Source organism: Flavobacterium sp. FlaQc-52, assembly GCF_044007495.1.
GTDB lineage: Bacteria > Bacteroidota > Bacteroidia > Flavobacteriales > Flavobacteriaceae > Flavobacterium > Flavobacterium cupriresistens.
This window is the reverse complement of sequence record NZ_JBIPCV010000004.1, coordinates 399103-416692: the sequence shown is the minus strand read 5'-3', so window position 1 is coordinate 416692 and position 17590 is coordinate 399103. Positions and strand designations below refer to the sequence as shown.

The following is a 17590-nucleotide window of genomic DNA, read 5'->3' as shown; positions in this document are numbered from 1 at the left end:
AGCCTACATCATATCAATATACCTGTCGTGATATCCTAACAGATACAAAACACCGTCAAGTCCTAAGCTTGAAATTGAGGTTGCGGCATTTTCTTTTACTTTTTGTTTGGCGTGAAAAGCGATTCCCAAACCGGCTAAGTTTAGCATCGGTAAGTCATTTGCACCATCACCAACCGCTATTGTTTGGTTAATATGAATCCCTTCTTTGTCGGCGATAGCTTTTAAATGCTCTGCTTTTTTCTGTCCGTCAATAATATCTCCTAAATATTTACCGGTCAGTTTACCGTCTATAATTTCCAACTGATTCGCGTGAACATAATCAATTCCTAATTCCTTTTGCAAGTATTCGCCAAAATAGGTGAATCCTCCGGAAAGGATTGCTGTTTTATATCCGTAATATTTTAAGGCTTTCATCAGACGATGGGCTCCTTTTGTTATGGGTAATTTTTCTGCAACGGATCGTAAAACATCTTCGCTCAGCCCTTCCAATAAAGCCATGCGCTGCTTGAAACTATCGTTAAAATCAATTTCACCATTCATTGCCTGTTCTGTAATTGCTCTTACCTGCTCACCTACTCCGTTTAATTCGGCTAACTCATCAATTACTTCGGTCTGAATCAATGTCGAATCCATATCAAAACAAACCAAGCGTCTGTTTCTTCTGTAAATATTGTCTTCCTGGAAAGAAATATCAACATCCAGAGTTCTTGAAATCTGCATAAAACTGGCCGTCATGACAATTTTATCTACAATTTCTCCGGTTACCGCTAATTGTATGCAAGAACGAGGATTTTCTTCTATCTCAATAATAGAAGTTCTGCCTGTTAATCTTATAATGGAATCAATATTCAGATTTTGATCCGACAATATTTTAGTCACTGCGGCCAATTGTGAAGCGGCCAATTGTTCCCCTAAAATATTAATGATATAACGTTGTCTTGATTGCGATTTTACCCAGGTTTCGTAATCTTCAATAGAAATCGGAGTAAATTTTACTTTGATTTCCAGTTCGTAAGCTTTAAACAGCAAATCTTTTAAAACAGGTCCGGAACTTGAACCGGATTCAATTTCGAATAAAATTCCTAATGAAAGTGTATCGTGAATATCGGCCTGACCTATATCTAAAATAACAGCATCATAAGTTGCCAATACCGCTGTTAAACCAGCTGTAACTCCCGGCTTATCATGACCGGAAACTTTTAATAAAATAATCTCTTTGCCTTCTGCTGCCATGTTTTCTTTATTGATTACGAAGCGACAAAAATCGGCAATCTATTGTTGATAAAAAAGAATAATCATTGTTTTTTTAGACCTAAAAAACACAAATCAATGGCTATTTTTTAATTAATTTAACATTTAACACTAATTATTAAAATAAATATACTTTTGGTAACTTCAAACAAAAAATGACTCCTTTTTGAGGAATCATTTTTTGGTCTTTTAAAGATAAAATAATTGCTTATCAGTCTTTATTTACTTGGCATATTTTCATCAAAATTCACCATCCAGCTGATGTCAAATTTGTCTTTGAACATTCCGAAATACGCACCCCAGAATGTTTTTTCCATCGGCATATAAACCGCTCCGCCAGCTGATAATCCGTTAAAAATTCGATCTGCTTCTTCTGTACTTGCGACATTAATTGAAACGGAGAAATTTCCGCCAACTACTACATCTCCGGATTGTTCGCTGCTATCGCTTCCCATCAAAATAGTATCTCCAATTGGTAAAGAAACGTGCATGATTCTGTCTGCATCTTTTTCTGATGCACCTGTACATCCTTCTTCGCCTTCAGGCATATCTTTAAATTTTCCGATATATGGAAATTCTCCTCCAAAAACTGATTTATAAAATAGGAATGCTTCTTCGCAATTTCCATTAAATATTAAATAAGGGTTTACTGTTGCCATGATATTTTATTGTTTGTTGTTATTATTTATTGTCATTGATCATTTATTCTTATTCTGCTAATTCTTTTACTTTTTCCAGTCCTTTTGGAAAAGTCTCTTTGAAGTAATCCAGGTATTTTTCGACTACATCAACGTGAGCCACCAAATCAGTAAATTCGCCGTCAGCTGTTAATCGATACGTTTCCATGGCACCGCTCCATTTTTTTGTTTCCTCATCAATGGGCATTTCCTTAAAATCTTTTAGTTCACCTAAATGTTTAAAAGCCATATATTCGTTAGGAATCTTTGTTTCAATAATGCTATACATTCCTTCACCTCCGGGGGATAAAAAATGTATTGTATCTCCTTCGTTCCAGTTACTTATTGTGGAGGAACCTTCGCAGAAAACTTCTGTCCATTTCTTATACGTTTCCTCCTCCCATAAAACTGACCATATTTTCTCTCGTGAAGCCTTTATTCTAATTGCAAATTCTAATCTTTCCATATCTAATTTTGTTGTGGTAGTTTACTAAAATCCATATATAAAACATTCCAGCGATGACCGTCTAAATCGGCAAAACCAAAACCATACATCCAACCCTGGTTTTCTGCCGGCGGAGCAAAAACAATCCCTCCGGCTGCTTTTACCTTTTCTGCTAATGCATCTACTTCCTCTTTACTTTCGGCATCAATCGAAATCAGGATTTCTGAACTCGATTGTGTATCTGTAATTTTGTTCTGAGAAAAGCTCTCAAACAAAGCATCTTCAAAAAGCATTACTACAAAATTCTTTTCTCCAACCAACATACAAGTCGAGCTGGGCGTATCCTGTTGCTCATTAAAAGTAAACCCTACTTTCAAAAAAAAGGCTTTTGCTTTTGCTACATTCTTAACAGGTAGATTCAACCAAATTTGTTTTGTCATCTTTGTCCGTTTTAGTTTGCACTTTCTACATAACTTTTAAAACTATCCATAATAGCCTGCCAGCCTCCGCGTTGCATTTCTTCTGAATTTTCTGTCTCAGGGTCAAAACTTTCAACCACTTCTACTCCGTTTGGCGTTTGCTTAAAGCTAATCTCCACTTTACGTCCGTCTGCTATTACATAATTGATGGCTTCGTTTTGTTTGACCAACGTATATTCTCCTTCAAAATCAAAACTCATACTGCCATCTTTTGCAGCCATAGTCGATTTGAATTTTCCGCCCTCTTTTACATCATTTTCAGCATAAGGGGTATGCCAGTCCGGCGAAGGTGTGTTCCATTTTGTAATGTGTTCCGGTAATGTCCAAAATTCCCAAACTTTACTTATCGGTGCATCGATTGTATTCTTTACTGTAATCATAGTTGTTTAAGTTTATATTGTTAGTTAAAAATTTAATTTGAAGGAGCCTGACTTTCATCCATAAAGAAGATTTCCCAATGGTGTCCGTCCGGATCTAAAAAGGCTTTTTGATACATCCAACCATAGTCTTTTGCCTCCATATATTCTGTTCCTCCAGCTTTTACAACTGCTGCTATTATCTCATCTACTTTTTCACGACTGTCAACGGATAAAGCCGTCAAAAATTCGGTGCTTTTGGAGGTGTCACAAATTTGTTTATTAGTAAAGGTTTTGAAAAACTCCTCCAAGAGAAGCATGGCAAAAATATTTTCACCAATTTCCAAACAAGCTGCTTTATCATCTGTAAAGTTTAGGTTGAATGTAAAACCCAATTCCGTAAAAAAATCCATGGACCGTTTTAAATCTTTTACAGGAAGATTTAAGAAAATTTCTGTTTTCATATTTATAAAATTACTAATTATTTAAGACAAATTTAGAATTTTAAACAATCCTTAAGAATACAATAAAAGTCATTTTTAGGGTCATATGAGACAATTTTTATACTTTTGTGTAGAGATTAACTTTCAAAAAGCAACAAACCATGAGCAAAAAAATAGGTCTAATTGTACCGCATGACTATAAATTATTGAGCATTGCAGCGATTTTAGAAGTTTTTGAAACCACTAATAAATTGCATAACGGAATTGAAAAACCTTTTGAGATTATGGTCTTTCAATCTTCCGAACAGATCAATCAGGAACACTTGTTCGGATATGAAGTACAACCAATAGAAACTTCTGAAGAACATCCGGAATTGATTTTGATTCCCGCTTTTACCACGGACAATATGAGTGAGGTGATTGCAAAGAACAAAAGTTTTATTCCGTGGTTACAAAAGCAACACAAAAAAGGAGCCGAATTGGCTAGTTTTTGTACCGGTGCGTTTTTGTTTGCCGCTTCAGGTTTGCTAAATGAAAAACTGGCTACCACACATGTAGATGCCTGTAGTGCCTTTACTAAAGCATTTCCATTAGTCAAACTAAAATCAGAGGAAACTTTAACAGCAGATGGGAGTTTGTACACCAGTGGAGGCTCTACCTCAACCTTTCATTTATTGATTCTATTGGTTCAGAAATATTGCGGAAATGAGATTGCGGTTCAGATTGCCAAGATTTTCTCGATTGATTTAAACCGATACAAACAGAGTTATTTCAGCACATTCAGACCCAATCATTTGCATAATGACAGTCTGGTTGCCATGTTACAGCAAAAAATAGAAAATCAATATAGTACCATAGAAAAACTGGAAGAAATCACCAAAGATATTCCCACCAGCGCCCGAAACATGACACGTCGTTTTAAACTGGTTACGGGAATTCCGCCTATTGAATATTTACAGAATATAAGAGTAGAAAGTTCAAAGAAATACCTGGAGCAAACGCAGCTTTCAATCTCTGAAATTATAGAAAAAACAGGTTATAATGATCCTAAAGCATTTAGAAAAGTGTTTTATAAAATGGTCGGCATGAAACCTATTGAATATCGCGACAAGTTTAGGGTGCAGTAAATTACGCTTTTTGGAGTAAAAGGCAAAGTCACAAAAAATTTTAAACCATATAAGTGATGTAAGAAAATATAAGTTTTGAATTCGATTAACTTATAACTCTCCTTGTGACAAATGTCTTGTAAGCATTGGAGCTATTTTTCTCGCAAAGTCGCAAAGAATTAAACCATATAAGTCATAGAAGAAAATATAAGCTTTAACTTAAGTGAACTTATAATTCTCTTTGTGAAAAATGTCTTGTAAACATTGGAACTATTTTTCTCGCAAAGACGCAAAAAATTAAACCATATAAGTCATAGAAGAAAATATAAGCTTTAACTTAAGTGAACTTATAATTCTCTTTGTGAAAAATGTCTTGAAACATTGGAACTATTTTTCTTGCAAAGTCGCAAAAAATTAAACCATATAAGTCATAGAAGAAAATATAAGTTTTGAATTAGATTAACTTATAACTCTCCTTGCAACAAATGTCTTGCAAACATTGGAACTATTTCTCTCGCAAAGACGGAAAGTCGCAAAAAATTAAACTATACAAGTCATTGAAGAAAATATAAGCATAGAATTAAATGAACTTACATCACTTATATGGTTTAAACCGCCCCTCATTAGCTTAACAACTAAAAGATCAATCTCTTTTTTTTACTGCGTCGAGAATTAAAAAACCACTTTTCAGTCAAAAAAAAACGCCTCAGATGAGGCGTTTTATAGTATTGTTTTACGAAGCAATTTCCATTCTCTTCAATAAATTTTTGCTTAGTGTATGTTCGGCATACTCTCTGTCGATTGTCAGTGTTTTGTCGTCTGAACTTGGTAATTCGTACATCGCATCGGTTAAGATTGCTTCACATAACGAACGCAATCCACGTGCTCCTAATTTGTATTCTAATGCTTTGTCAACAATAAAATCTAAAGCTTCATCCGTGATACTGAATTCAACTTCGTCCATCAAAAATAACTTTTGATATTGTTTGATTAAAGCATTTTTAGGTTGTGTTAAGATTGCACGTAACGTTTCTCTGTCCAAAGGATCCATGTGCGTTAAAACCGGTAAACGACCGATAATCTCCGGAATCAATCCGAAATCTTTAATGTCTTTTGGAATAATATATTGCAACAAATTGTCTTTGTCGATATTGTCTACATTTTTTGAAGTTGAATATCCAACTGCCTGACGGTTTAAACGTTTTGAAATAATACGTTCTACTCCATCAAAAGCACCTCCTGCAATAAACAGGATGTTTTGGGTATTTACTTCGACAAATTTCTGGTCCGGATGTTTACGACCTCCTTTTGGTGGTACGTTTACAACTGTTCCTTCCAATAATTTCAATAATGCTTGTTGTACACCTTCACCTGAAACGTCACGTGTTATAGATGGATTATCGCTCTTACGGGCGATTTTATCAATTTCATCAATAAATACGATTCCTCTTTCTGCTTTGGTTACATCATAATCAGCGGCTTGTAGCAAACGTGTCAAAATACTTTCAACATCTTCTCCTACATAACCTGCTTCTGTAAGTACCGTTGCATCAACAATAGCCAAAGGAACGTCTAACATCTTAGCAATCGTTTTTGCCACCAATGTTTTTCCGGTTCCGGTCTGACCTACCATAATGATATTACTTTTTTCGATCTCTACTTCGTCGTCTAATTGCTGTTGCATTAAACGTTTGTAGTGATTGTAAACCGCAACCGACATTACTTTTTTAGTCTGATCCTGACCAATTACATATTGATCCAAGAAAGCTCTAATTTCTTTTGGTTTCTTTAAGATTAAGTCCCCAACTAGTTTTGCACTTCCGCTTGATTTTAATTCTTCTAATACAATTCCGTGTGCCTGCTCAATACACTTATCACAGATATGTGCATTGATACCTGCAATCAATAAATTGGTTTCTGGCTTTTTTCTTCCACAAAACGAACATTCTAATACTACTTTTGCCATTTCTTATGTTTCAAGTTTCAAGTTTCAGGTTCCAAGTTAACAATAGCAACTTAAAACCTGAAACTTTAAACCAATTTTTATCCTCTTCTCAACACCTCATCAATCATTCCGTATTCCTTAGCTTCGTCTGCGATCATCCAGTAATCACGCTCGCTGTCTTTGTGTACTTTATCAAAAGTTTGTCCTGAATGTTGTGAGATGATGTTGTACAATTCATCTTTTAGTTTCAACATTTCACGTAAGTTGATTTCCATATCGGTAGCTACTCCTTGTGCTCCTCCTGATGGTTGGTGAATCATTACTCTTGAATGTGGTAAAGCAGAACGTTTTCCTGCTGCTCCTGCACATAGTAAAACGGCTCCCATAGAAGCTGCCATACCGGTACAAATTGTCGCTACGTCAGGTTTGATGTATTGCATGGTGTCGTAAATCCCTAATCCTGCGTAAACGCTTCCTCCCGGAGAATTTAAATAAATCTGAATGTCTTTTGATGCATCAGCACTTTCCAGGAAAAGTAATTGTGCCTGAACGATATTAGCGATCTGGTCGTCGATACCTGTTCCTAAAAAGATAATTCTGTCCATCATTAATCGGGAGAAAACATCTAATTGAGAAATATTCAACTGACGTTCTTCGATAATATATGGAGTCATATTAGTTGGGTTCATTGCCGCTACGATTTTATCATAGTACATGGCATTTACTCCTTGGTGCTTTGTAGCAAATTTTTTAAATTCTTTACCGTAGTTCATATGTATCTGTTCTAAGTTTAAGTTTATTTGATGTCTATTTTAATTTATCAAAGGTCATACCTTTTTATGAATAATGCCAATATGTCTTCTTTTCGCTAAAAAAAGTTTCAGGTTTCAGGTTTCAGGTTCATGAACTTGAAACCTGAAACAAAAAAAAGAGCGTCAAAAGAAAATATCAATTGACGCTCAAATATACTTATTTTTTCAGAAATTATTCTCCGTATGATGCAGCAATAAATTCTTCGTAAGTTACTTCTTTAGTTGTTGGATTTGCTTTTTCTTTAAACAACTCTAACAATTTCTCTGCAACAACTTGCTCAGAAAGTCTTTTTACTTCCTCTTGGTTAGATAAAACTCTAGCCACGATTCCTTGTACTTCTTCGTCAGTTGGGTTTGTTTGACCAAATTGAGCCATTTGTTGTCTGATCGCGTTTGTTGTAAAAGCTTTCAAATCTTCAAATGTAATTTGGATATTACTTTGAGCCATTGCTTTTCCTTCAATCAATTGAAAACGCAATCCTTTTTCAGATCTTGCATATTCTACTTCAGCTTCTTCTGCAGAAAGTTTTTTCTCTCCAACAGTTTGCAACCATTTTTTAAGGAATTCTGACGGTAAATCAAATTTTGTGCTTTCGATAAGGAAATCCTGAACGTCTAACAATAATTTTTGATCTGCTTGTTGTGCAAATTGCGCTTCAGCATCTTCTTTGATTTTAGCTTTTAAGTCTTCTAATGAAGCTACTTTTCCTTCACCAAAAAGTTTATCAAATAAATCCTGGTTTAATTCTGCCAATTCAGCTCCGTTGATAGCTTCGATAGTAAAGTTTACTTCGATATCTAAACCGTGAACATTATCATGACCTACTTTTAGGTAGTCCATTAATTGGTGATCATCTTCGAATAAACCTTTTGTGCTTACTGCAACAACATCTCCTACTTTTTTACCGATGAATTTATCTCCGGCAGCTTTGTTGAAAGTAGCTACAGAAATGGTAGTCGTGTTATTGATTCCGTTTTCTTCGTTAGAAAAAGTTCCTGTTAAGTCAGAATCTGCAACAACAGCTTCTTGAGGAATTGCTTTTCCGAATTGTTTTTGGATACGCTCTACCTGACCGTCGATTAATTTAGCATCAGCTGTAACGATATATTTTACGATATCATTTTTAGCTTCTAAATTAATTTCGAAGTTTGGCACTAAACCAATTTCGTATTCGAAAGTTAACTCTTCAGCATCCCAATCGAAGTTTTCGTTTACTTTAGCAAGAGGAGTTCCTAATAGATTTAATCTTTCAGATTGTACAAAACGCTCTAAAGCTAAATCAACTACTTTTTGAATTTCTTCTTGTTTAATACCTTTTCCGTATTGTTTTTCAACAAGGTCTTTAGGTACTTGTCCTTTTCTAAAACCTTTTACAGTTGCTAAAGGCATTTTTTCGTTTATTCTTTTTTGCACCTGCCCTTTGTAGTCCATGTGAACAACGTTCATCACAATCACTTCATTAACAGCGTCTATTGCTACTCTTTTAATATCCATCGTGTTCTTTAATTTACGTAATAAAATTGGGTTGCAAAATTATAAAATTTTTGCAACCCAACCAAGTTTTTAACCTATTGTATTTGAAGCCCTTTTTTATTCGGCTTTGATTTTAGTTTATTTATCGTCTCCTACAATTTTATAAGTAATAGATTGAAGAATAGACAATATAATACTGAAGAATAATGCGGTCCAGAAAGACTCTACTTTAAAACCTCCGACAATATTAGTGCACAGTAGAATAATAATGGCGTTAATCACCAGTAAAAACAAGCCCAACGTCACAATCGTAACGGGAAAAGTCAGAATGACCAATATTGGTTTTATAAAAAGATTCAGCAACCCTAAAACTACCGCAACAATTACAGCGGTGGTAAAACTGGCAACATGAACACCTGGCAAAAAGTGAGCGATCACCAAAACCAAGGCAGCGGTAACAAGAAGTCTGAGTAATAAATTCATAATTGTATGGTTTAAAATTTACTTAAAAGTACTAAAATTTAATAATATAAGCCTTTGCTTAAAATTCCATTGATTGCTTTTTTTTCATGGATCACCAATCGCTCTTTTTCTGTATCAGAAATAGCATGGACTACTCCGGCATATTCCACGTTATCAAATCCTAAAATTTCATCAAAAATAAGCTTCACCCTTTCGACATGATAGTCAGAAGTAATCACAACAACCGTATCAAAGTGATGTTTAATCAATATCTTTTTTGCTAATACCGCGTCTTCAACTGTATTAGCAGACAAGGCCGCTTCTAAGAAGTTTTCTGCACTAAGTCCATTCTCTGTTAAATAATTCATTGCATAGTCTGCATGCGGATAAAGCGCTGTATTAAAATGCGCTCCAAAACCTCCTGTACAAATAATATAGTTATCCTTCGGATCAAAAATATCCAAACAATAATCTAATCGGTCCAATGCTATTTGCCCTAAGTTTCCAAGTTCTGAATTTGGAGACCCCAGTACAATTAAAACTTTCATCCTTTAACTTTAATAACAGTAATCGTCTTCCTCAAAACTTACTCTTTTAAAAATGCCGTTGTCAGTTCAAAAAACAATTTTGGATTTTCGGCATGAAGCCAATGTCCCGCATTAGGTATAGTATCTAATTTCACATCGGGAAAATGCTGACGTATTTGTTCCATATCTTCGTCCTTAATATAACCGGAACTTCCTCCACGTATAAACAAGGTCGGTTTATCAAAAACCAAACCGTCTGCCAACGCTTTTCCGATTGCATCTAAATTACCATTGAAAACAGCCAGATTAAAACGAAAAGCCAATTGTCCGGGTTCCTGCCAATATAAATTTTTCATTAAAAACTGACGGGTTCCAAAATCCGGAACATATTGTGTCAAAATAGCCTCTACGTCATTTCTACTTGGCTTTACAGAAAAATCAACTGCATTTAACCCTGCCAAAATATCCTGATGGTGCTGGTTGTAAAATCTCGGACCAATATCAGCCACAATTAATTTATCTACTAATTCCGGATAAGTCGTCGCGAAAAGCATCGCTACCTTCCCTCCCATCGAATGTCCTAAAATATCAATTTTGCTTAACTGATTTGCCTGACAATATTCGAACACGTCCTTTGCCATCGCTTCATAGGTAAATTCATCGGAATGAAAACTGCGTCCATGATTTCGCAAATCCAAAACATGAACCTGAAAACCTGACGCTGCATATTGCGAAGCAAGCGTTTTCCAATTATCTGACATTCCTAAAAAACCATGCATGATGACGAAAGATTTCCCTTCGCCTTCTATTTTTGAATAAAGCATAAAGTCTTATTTTAATTTTTGCAAATACATATTCACCACATTATCCAAACCAAGATAAAGCGCTTCTGAAATTAAGGCATGCCCAATAGACACCTCTAATAATCCCGGAATGTTTTGTTTGAAAAACTGAATATTATCCAAACTTAAGTCATGACCTGCATTGATCCCCAAACCTAATTCGTTGGCTAGTTTTGCTGCTTCAACGTAAGGGTCAATTCCGTTTTTATTTCCTAAACCGTATTGATGTGCAAAAGCTTCTGTGTACAATTCAATTCGGTCCGCTCCTGTTTTTTTAGCACCTTCAATTATTCCCAAAACGGGGTCTACAAAAATCGAAGTTCTGATTCCGTTACGCTGAAATTCCTGAATAACCTCACTTAAATAAGATTCATTTTTTATAGTATCCCAACCGGCAGAAGAAGTAATTGCCCCAATGGCATCGGGAACTAAGGTAACTTGTGTTGGTTTACACTCTAAAACCAAATCAATAAAATTATGCTGTGGATTTCCTTCAATATTATATTCAGTATGTACAATGGCCTTTAGATCACGTGCATCCTGATAGCGAATATGTCGTTCATCCGGACGTGGGTGAATCGTGATTCCTTGTCCTCCGAAATTCTGGATATCTGTTGCCACTTTTAATAAATCAGGAACATTTCCGCCACGGGCATTTCGCAACGTTGCAATTTTATTGATATTTACACTTAATTTTGTCATATAAATAGATAATTAATTCTAGTAACATTATATTTGTTACCACAAAAATACAAAGTAAAAGGTAGCAGTTTTTGCTATTTTTTGATTATTTTGCATCAAATATCCACAATTGATCTATGACAGAAATTACCAACTATATCACAAACGATTTTCGAGCAATCGACAGCCAGGAAACGATAGCGTCGGTTCAGGACTTTTTTGCTGACCTAAGTTTTTCCCATTTTCCGGTTTTAGAGAATGGTATTTACATTGGGAGCATCTCCTCTGATGATGTTGAAACTTTTGATACGGACAAAAAAACAATCGACTATAAATATACGTTTGAACGTTTTTTTGCGCGAAAATCAATGATTTGGTTAGATCTTTTAGAGGTTTTTGCTAAAAATCACACCAACACCGTTCCTGTTCTGGACGAAAACAACACCTATATCGGCTATTATGAAATGGAAGATATAATGAAGTTTTTTAAAGAAACTCCATTTTTAAAAGAACAAGGTGGCATCATTATCGTTCAAAAAGGACTTATAGACTACTCCATGAGTCAGATCACTCAGATTGTAGAAAGCAATAACGGTAAAATTCTGGGTTGTTTTATCTCTGAAGCCGATCTCGAGAATGTTCAAATCACGATAAAAATCGGGTTGGGAGCCATGAATGAAATCATTCAGACTTTCAGAAGATACAACTACGAAATTATTTCAGAACATCAGGAAGACACCTATATCAACAGTTTAAAAGAACGTTCTGATTATCTGGACAAGTACCTTAATATTTAATTTAAAATATAACAAGCAGAAAATGAGTCAATCAGATCGTCCCCCAAGACATTGACACATCATCAAATTTTCTCATTATCTAAACAAAAAGAATGAAAGTAGCGATTTACGGACAATATTATCAAAACAGTACGGAACCGATCATAAAAGACATTTTCTTGTTCTTCAATTCGAACAACGTTGAAATGGTAATTGAAGAAAATTTTCTAAAAATGCTTTATGAAAAGCAACTTATTAATGCGGAGTACAACACCTTTTCTTCGACTACTTCTTTAGATGATAGCTTTGAAATGTTGATCAGTATTGGCGGTGACGGGACTATTTTGAGAGCAGCTACTCTAGTTCGGGATTCAGGCGTTCCAATCTTAGGAATAAATGCAGGAAGGCTCGGTTTTCTAGCCACCGTACAAAAAGAAAAGATTGATAGTTTTTTACAGTTTGTAGTCGACAAAAACTACACGATCTCTGAGAGAACTTTATTAAGTCTGACTTGTGAGCCAAAAAATGATGCTATAGCCGAATTAAACTTTGCCATGAATGAGGTTACCATAAGCAGAAAGGACACCACCTCCATGATTACAGTTGAAACGCATTTGAACAATGAGTACCTGACCTCGTACTGGGCAGATGGTTTAATCATTTCTACACCAACAGGATCTACAGGATATTCCTTAAGTTGCGGAGGACCATTATTAACGCCAGATGTCAAAAGTTTAGTGATTACCCCTATTGCCCCTCATAATTTAACGGCAAGACCTCTTGTAATTCCGGATGATACCGAGGTAAAACTTCGTGTTTCAGGCAGAGACGATCAATATTTAGTTTCACTGGATTCCAGAGTTGCTTCTGTAAAAAACGAATCCATTTTAACCATAAAAAAGACCAATTTTAAAATAAAAATGGTCGAAATCCCGGGCGAGACTTTCTTGAAAACCTTGAGAAACAAATTGCTTTGGGGAGAGGACAAAAGAAATTAATCTCTTTTCTGATTCACAAGTATACTATTGCAGTACTTTTTCCCGTTCTGCATGTAGCGAATCATCATTAAATGTCTAAAAATCATATCGTAAATTGAAAAAAAAGCACATTTTACTAAAGAAACTTTGATTCGTATTGATAATTATTATATTTGCACGCAATTCTGAATTAAATGAAGAAAATTTTTAATTTATTGTTCTGTTTTTTCCCCTTCTTAACACTAAGCGCTCAAATAAATGAGATTGGTGTTTTCTTGGGTGGAAGTAACTTTGTAGGAGACGTAGGAAAGACCACCTATATCGCTCCTGAAAAACCGGCTTTTGGTATACTGTATAAATGGAACCGAAGCCCACGCCACTCCTACCGTTTCTCTTACACTCAGTCTACCGTAATAGGAAATGACCTTGATTCTAAAGAAACCGGAAGAAGCAACAGAGGTTATAAATTTAAAAACAACATAAAAGAACTGTCAGCTGGTCTGGAATTTAACTTTTTTGATTTTAATCTTCACGATTATCATCCTAAAGTTACACCGTATCTGTTTTCGGGATTGAGTTTCTTCAACTATGATGATTTATATATCTCGGGTGGACAAACAAGAAAAATCAAAAATTCAAATTCGTTTGCAATACCTATTATATTAGGTATAAAATCGAATATAACGCCACATCTGATTTTAGCTGCAGAAGCCGGAGTGCGTTATACCTTTACTGATAATATTGACGGAAGCAATCCCAGCAATGGAAATTTAGCTCCTTTACGTTTTGGAAATTTAAATAATAATGATTGGTATGTATTCTCAGGTGTTACTTTAACGTATACCTTTGGACAAAAACCTTGCTATTGCGCATATTAATACAATGAACTTACTAGACTCTATAGATCAAACAAACTTACCACAACATCTGGCCATTATTATGGACGGAAATGGGCGTTGGGCAAAACAACAAGGCTTTTTAAGAGCATTTGGTCACGAAAACGGAACAAAGTCTGTAAAAAAAACAATTACTACTTGTGCTACACTTGGCATTAAGTATTTAACCTTATATGCTTTTTCAACAGAAAACTGGAATCGTCCAAAACTCGAAGTGGAAGCTTTAATGAAAATTCTAATCAATTCTTTAAAAAAAGAGCTTGGTACTTTACAGGAAAATAACATTAAACTTAATGCTATTGGAAACCTTGATAAGTTACCAAAAAGTGCTCAAAAAGAACTTTTAGATGTAATTGATAAGACAAAAAACAACACCCGCCTTACTCTTACTCTGGCCTTAAGTTACGGATCACGAGAAGAATTGGTAAATACCGTTAGAATCATCAGTGATAAAGTTAAAAATAATATAATTTCAATAGACGCTATTGACGATTCAATTATAAATGAGCATCTTTACACGCAAAATTTACCTGACGTAGATTTATTAATACGAACAAGTGGAGAACATAGAATAAGTAATTTTTTGCTATGGCAAATCGCCTATGCAGAATTATATTTTACTAATGTCTTGTGGCCAGACTTTAAAGATCAAGATTTATATGAGGCTATTATTAGTTATCAAAAAAGAGAACGTAGATTTGGAAAAACCAGTGAACAAATTAAATAATTTTTTAGTGTTACAAAAAAGAATACAACTAGTCCTTACCCTGATTCTAATGGGTAGTTTTTCACAAATAAAAGCACAAGAAAGAGTTCCTTTTGATCAAGGAAAAAAGTACATTCTTGCTAAAGTCTCTGTCGTTGGTAAAATAAGCTTCAATGAACAAACAGTGGTTACTTTCTCTGGTCTTCAAAAAGGACAGGAAATAACGGTACCCGGAGAAGAAATCAGTGGCGCAATTAAAAAATTGGGTAAACTGGGACTTTTTGACGAAATTTCGTTTTATGTAAATAAAATCGAACAAGACAGTATCTATTTAGACCTGAATATTATTGAGCTTCCTAAGCTTAATGAGGTCAAATTTGTTGGTATCAAAAAGAACAAAGTAGAAGGTTTAATTAAAGATAACAATTTGACTAAAAACAAAATTGTTAATGAAAACCTTATTACCACTACCAAAAATTACATCGAAAACAAGTATAAAAAAGACGGTTTTTACACCACCAAAGTCACTATTACTACTACTCCCGATACCACTGCAGGAAATCAGGTAAATATGGTTGTGCGGGTAGATAAAGGCGACAAAGTAAAAATCAGCAGTATCGATTTTGAAGGGAACACCCAACTTAGCGATACTAAACTGAGAGCCGCTATGAAAGACACTAAACAAAAAAATGTCTTCCGCATTCTTAAATCTTCAAAATTTATACCTGAAAAATACAAGACCGACTTAGAAAAAGTTATTTCTACCTATAAAGAAAAAGGATACCGTGATGCACGTATTATTTATGACTCTGTTGCTTACAACAAAGAGAAAAATATGCTTGCCATTAAAATTAAAATGGAAGAAGGAAATAAATATTACTTTGGAAATATTAAGTTTTTAGGAAATACGGTTTATCCTGATCACCTTTTGAATCGCTACTTAGGGATCAAAAAAGGAGAAACATATAACGGTGTTTTACTTGAAAAAAGGATCGCAGACAAAACAAAACCGGATGCAGAAGACATTACCAATTTGTACCAAAACAATGGATATTTGTTTTCAAACATCAATGCTGTAGAGGTAAAAACCGCTAATGATACAATCGATTTTGAGATCAGAATTACAGAAGGTCCAATCGCTTATTTTAACAAAATTACAGTTGTTGGAAACGACAAAACAAATGATCATGTTATTTACCGCGAATTAAGAACCAAACCAGGTGAAAAATACAGTAAAGAACAATTAGTAAGAACGATTCGTGAAATTGGACAATTAGGATTTTTTGATCCTGAGGCGATAGATCCAAAATTCAAGAACGTAGACGCAGGTGCCGGAACAGTAGACATCGAATACCATGTTGTTGAAAAAGGATCTAGCCAGGTTGAACTTCAAGGAGGTTACGGTGGAGGTGGTTTCATTGGAACCTTAGGACTTTCTTTTAATAATTTCTCAGCCAGAAATTTATTTAAGAAAGACTCTTACAAACCTTTACCAATGGGAGACGGACAAAAAGTATCACTTCGTTTACAAGGAAGTACTTATTTCCAAACGTATAGTTTATCGTTCTCAGAACCATGGTTTGGTGGAAAAAAACCGGTACAGTTTAGTTCTTCTATCTCTTACAGTAAACAATTCTTAAACAATTTTGTGACAAGAGATGTAGATAAGAGCAAAAGTTTTAACATCTTAACGTTACAAGTTGGTCTTGCTAAAAGACTTACAGTGCCGGATGACTACTTCGTATTATCACAATCCGTAAGTTACCAACACTATGACCTGAACAATTATAACACAGGATTGTTTACCTTTGGTAACGGAGCGTCAAGAAACCTTGCGTATACTATTGGAATTTCAAGAAGCAATAAAGGGGTCAATCCTATATTCCCTACTTATGGTTCGGAGTTTAGTATTTCTGCAAAAGTTACACCTCCTTACTCTATGTTTAATGGTATTGATTATGGTGATCTGGGGAATCAAAAAGAATACAAAACACAATATACAGGAACATCTGGAAACGGAATAGATGGTAAACCTTTAAATACTGGTGATTACGTTAAGACTGAAGTAGTAAATGGAAATACTGGATTATCTAGTGTAGGTACAAATTACCAAAATGCAGATACTGACATTGCAAAAGTCGATCAGAAGAAATACAACTGGTTAGAATATTATAAAATTAAATTTAAAGCAGACTGGTATACTAAAGTGTATGGTAAATTAGTTTTAAGAACATTAACCGAATTTGGTTTCTTGGGTGCTTATAATCAAGAACGAGGTGTAGTACCTTTCGAACGTTTTTACATGGGAGGAGATGGAATGGCCAACTACTCTATGGACGGTAGAGAGACTATTGGATTAAGAGGATATAAAAACAATACGTTGACACCTATTATTGAAGATCCTAAAGATCCTAGATATGGACAGCAAATTGGAGCGACGATTTACAATAAGTTCTCTATGGAGCTTCGTTATCCAGTAACCTTAAAACCATCGGCATCCATTTATGTTTTAACATTTATAGAAGCCGGAGCTGCTTATCCAACGTTTAAAGCTTACAACCCGTTCGATTTATATCGTTCTGCAGGTCTTGGTGTTCGTGTATTTATGCCGGCGTTTGGACTATTAGGTTTTGACTTCGGGTATGGTTTCGATGCTGCACCGGGAGCAATTAATAACAGACCAAATGGTTGGGAACCACACTTTATTATTGGTCAGCAATTTTAAGAAGATTATA

At 34.9% G+C, this 17590-nt stretch carries 19 protein-coding genes; 6 read left to right on the top strand and 13 right to left on the bottom strand.

The window, feature by feature from the left end; translation table 11 throughout:
• Nucleotides 1-3: 3 nt before the first annotated feature.
• From serB to ACHRV5_RS10475, 6 genes are all read right to left on the bottom strand, one after another.
• Nucleotides 4-1233, bottom strand: a complete 1230-nt coding sequence (serB, locus tag ACHRV5_RS10500) for a phosphoserine phosphatase SerB (protein ID WP_230004550.1) — start codon at nucleotides 1231-1233, stop codon at nucleotides 4-6.
• Between the two features lie 236 nt (nucleotides 1234-1469).
• Nucleotides 1470-1910, bottom strand: coding sequence for a VOC family protein (locus tag ACHRV5_RS10495; protein WP_047773196.1), 441 nt, complete (start codon nucleotides 1908-1910; stop codon nucleotides 1470-1472).
• Nucleotides 1911-1959: 49 nt separating this feature from the next.
• Nucleotides 1960-2394, bottom strand: coding sequence for an ATPase (locus ACHRV5_RS10490; protein ID WP_047773194.1), 435 nt, complete (start codon nucleotides 2392-2394; stop codon nucleotides 1960-1962).
• A 2-nt stretch (nucleotides 2395-2396) separates the two neighbouring features.
• A complete protein-coding gene (locus ACHRV5_RS10485; protein ID WP_047773192.1) occupies nucleotides 2397-2813 on the bottom strand; it encodes a VOC family protein in 417 nt (138 codons plus the stop codon).
• An 11-nt stretch (nucleotides 2814-2824) separates the two neighbouring features.
• The gene (locus ACHRV5_RS10480) at nucleotides 2825-3232 is read right to left on the bottom strand and encodes an SRPBCC family protein (RefSeq protein ID WP_395426685.1); all 408 of its coding nucleotides are present in this window, start codon (nucleotides 3230-3232) and stop codon (nucleotides 2825-2827) included.
• Between the two features lie 32 nt (nucleotides 3233-3264).
• On the bottom strand, nucleotides 3265-3672 hold the full coding sequence (locus tag ACHRV5_RS10475) for a VOC family protein (protein ID WP_047773188.1): 408 nt from the start codon (nucleotides 3670-3672) through the stop codon (nucleotides 3265-3267).
• Nucleotides 3673-3812: 140 nt separating this feature from the next.
• On the opposite strand from ACHRV5_RS10475, the gene ACHRV5_RS10470 reads away from it, so the two are divergent.
• On the top strand, nucleotides 3813-4778 hold the full coding sequence (locus tag ACHRV5_RS10470; RefSeq protein WP_395426684.1) for a GlxA family transcriptional regulator: 966 nt from the start codon (nucleotides 3813-3815) through the stop codon (nucleotides 4776-4778).
• Nucleotides 4779-5490: 712 nt separating this feature from the next.
• Here the strand turns inward: ACHRV5_RS10470 and clpX are convergent.
• The 7 genes from clpX to ACHRV5_RS10435 form a co-directional block, all read right to left on the bottom strand.
• Nucleotides 5491-6723: an ATP-dependent Clp protease ATP-binding subunit ClpX gene (gene clpX, locus ACHRV5_RS10465; RefSeq protein ID WP_047773185.1), complete on the bottom strand. Its 1233-nt coding sequence runs from the start codon at nucleotides 6721-6723 to the stop codon at nucleotides 5491-5493.
• Nucleotides 6724-6800: 77 nt separating this feature from the next.
• A complete protein-coding gene (clpP, locus tag ACHRV5_RS10460; protein ID WP_047773182.1) occupies nucleotides 6801-7475 on the bottom strand; it encodes an ATP-dependent Clp endopeptidase proteolytic subunit ClpP in 675 nt (224 codons plus the stop codon).
• Between the two features lie 211 nt (nucleotides 7476-7686).
• Nucleotides 7687-9009: a trigger factor gene (locus ACHRV5_RS10455; RefSeq protein ID WP_047773178.1), complete on the bottom strand. Its 1323-nt coding sequence runs from the start codon at nucleotides 9007-9009 to the stop codon at nucleotides 7687-7689.
• A 117-nt stretch (nucleotides 9010-9126) separates the two neighbouring features.
• Complete coding sequence (locus ACHRV5_RS10450; protein ID WP_047773176.1) at nucleotides 9127-9471, bottom strand: phage holin family protein; 345 nt, start codon at nucleotides 9469-9471, stop codon at nucleotides 9127-9129.
• Nucleotides 9472-9509: 38 nt separating this feature from the next.
• Nucleotides 9510-9998, bottom strand: a complete 489-nt coding sequence (locus ACHRV5_RS10445) for a YdcF family protein (RefSeq protein ID WP_395426683.1) — start codon at nucleotides 9996-9998, stop codon at nucleotides 9510-9512.
• Nucleotides 9999-10036: 38 nt separating this feature from the next.
• Entirely contained in the window at nucleotides 10037-10801 is a 765-nt protein-coding gene (locus ACHRV5_RS10440; RefSeq protein WP_395426682.1) for an alpha/beta fold hydrolase, read from the bottom strand.
• A gap of 6 nt (nucleotides 10802-10807) precedes the next feature.
• Nucleotides 10808-11521, bottom strand: a complete 714-nt coding sequence (locus tag ACHRV5_RS10435) for a pyridoxine 5'-phosphate synthase (RefSeq protein WP_395426681.1) — start codon at nucleotides 11519-11521, stop codon at nucleotides 10808-10810.
• A 116-nt stretch (nucleotides 11522-11637) separates the two neighbouring features.
• On the opposite strand from ACHRV5_RS10435, the gene ACHRV5_RS10430 reads away from it, so the two are divergent.
• The 5 genes from ACHRV5_RS10430 (at nucleotide 11638) to bamA (ending at nucleotide 17580) form a co-directional block, all read left to right on the top strand.
• Nucleotides 11638-12297, top strand: a complete 660-nt coding sequence (locus tag ACHRV5_RS10430; RefSeq protein ID WP_047773171.1) for a CBS domain-containing protein — start codon at nucleotides 11638-11640, stop codon at nucleotides 12295-12297.
• A gap of 92 nt (nucleotides 12298-12389) precedes the next feature.
• Nucleotides 12390-13274, top strand: coding sequence for an NAD kinase (locus ACHRV5_RS10425; protein WP_047773169.1), 885 nt, complete (start codon nucleotides 12390-12392; stop codon nucleotides 13272-13274).
• 173 nt (nucleotides 13275-13447) lie between these two features.
• Complete coding sequence (locus tag ACHRV5_RS10420) at nucleotides 13448-14131, top strand: DUF6089 family protein (protein WP_047773168.1); 684 nt, start codon at nucleotides 13448-13450, stop codon at nucleotides 14129-14131.
• 4 nt (nucleotides 14132-14135) lie between these two features.
• Nucleotides 14136-14876, top strand: coding sequence for an isoprenyl transferase (locus tag ACHRV5_RS10415; RefSeq protein ID WP_047773166.1), 741 nt, complete (start codon nucleotides 14136-14138; stop codon nucleotides 14874-14876).
• Nucleotides 14809-17580, top strand: coding sequence for an outer membrane protein assembly factor BamA (bamA, locus tag ACHRV5_RS10410; RefSeq protein WP_047773164.1), 2772 nt, complete (start codon nucleotides 14809-14811; stop codon nucleotides 17578-17580). The genes ACHRV5_RS10415 and bamA overlap by 68 nt, the downstream gene beginning before the upstream one ends.
• Nucleotides 17581-17590 lie beyond the last annotated feature (10 nt).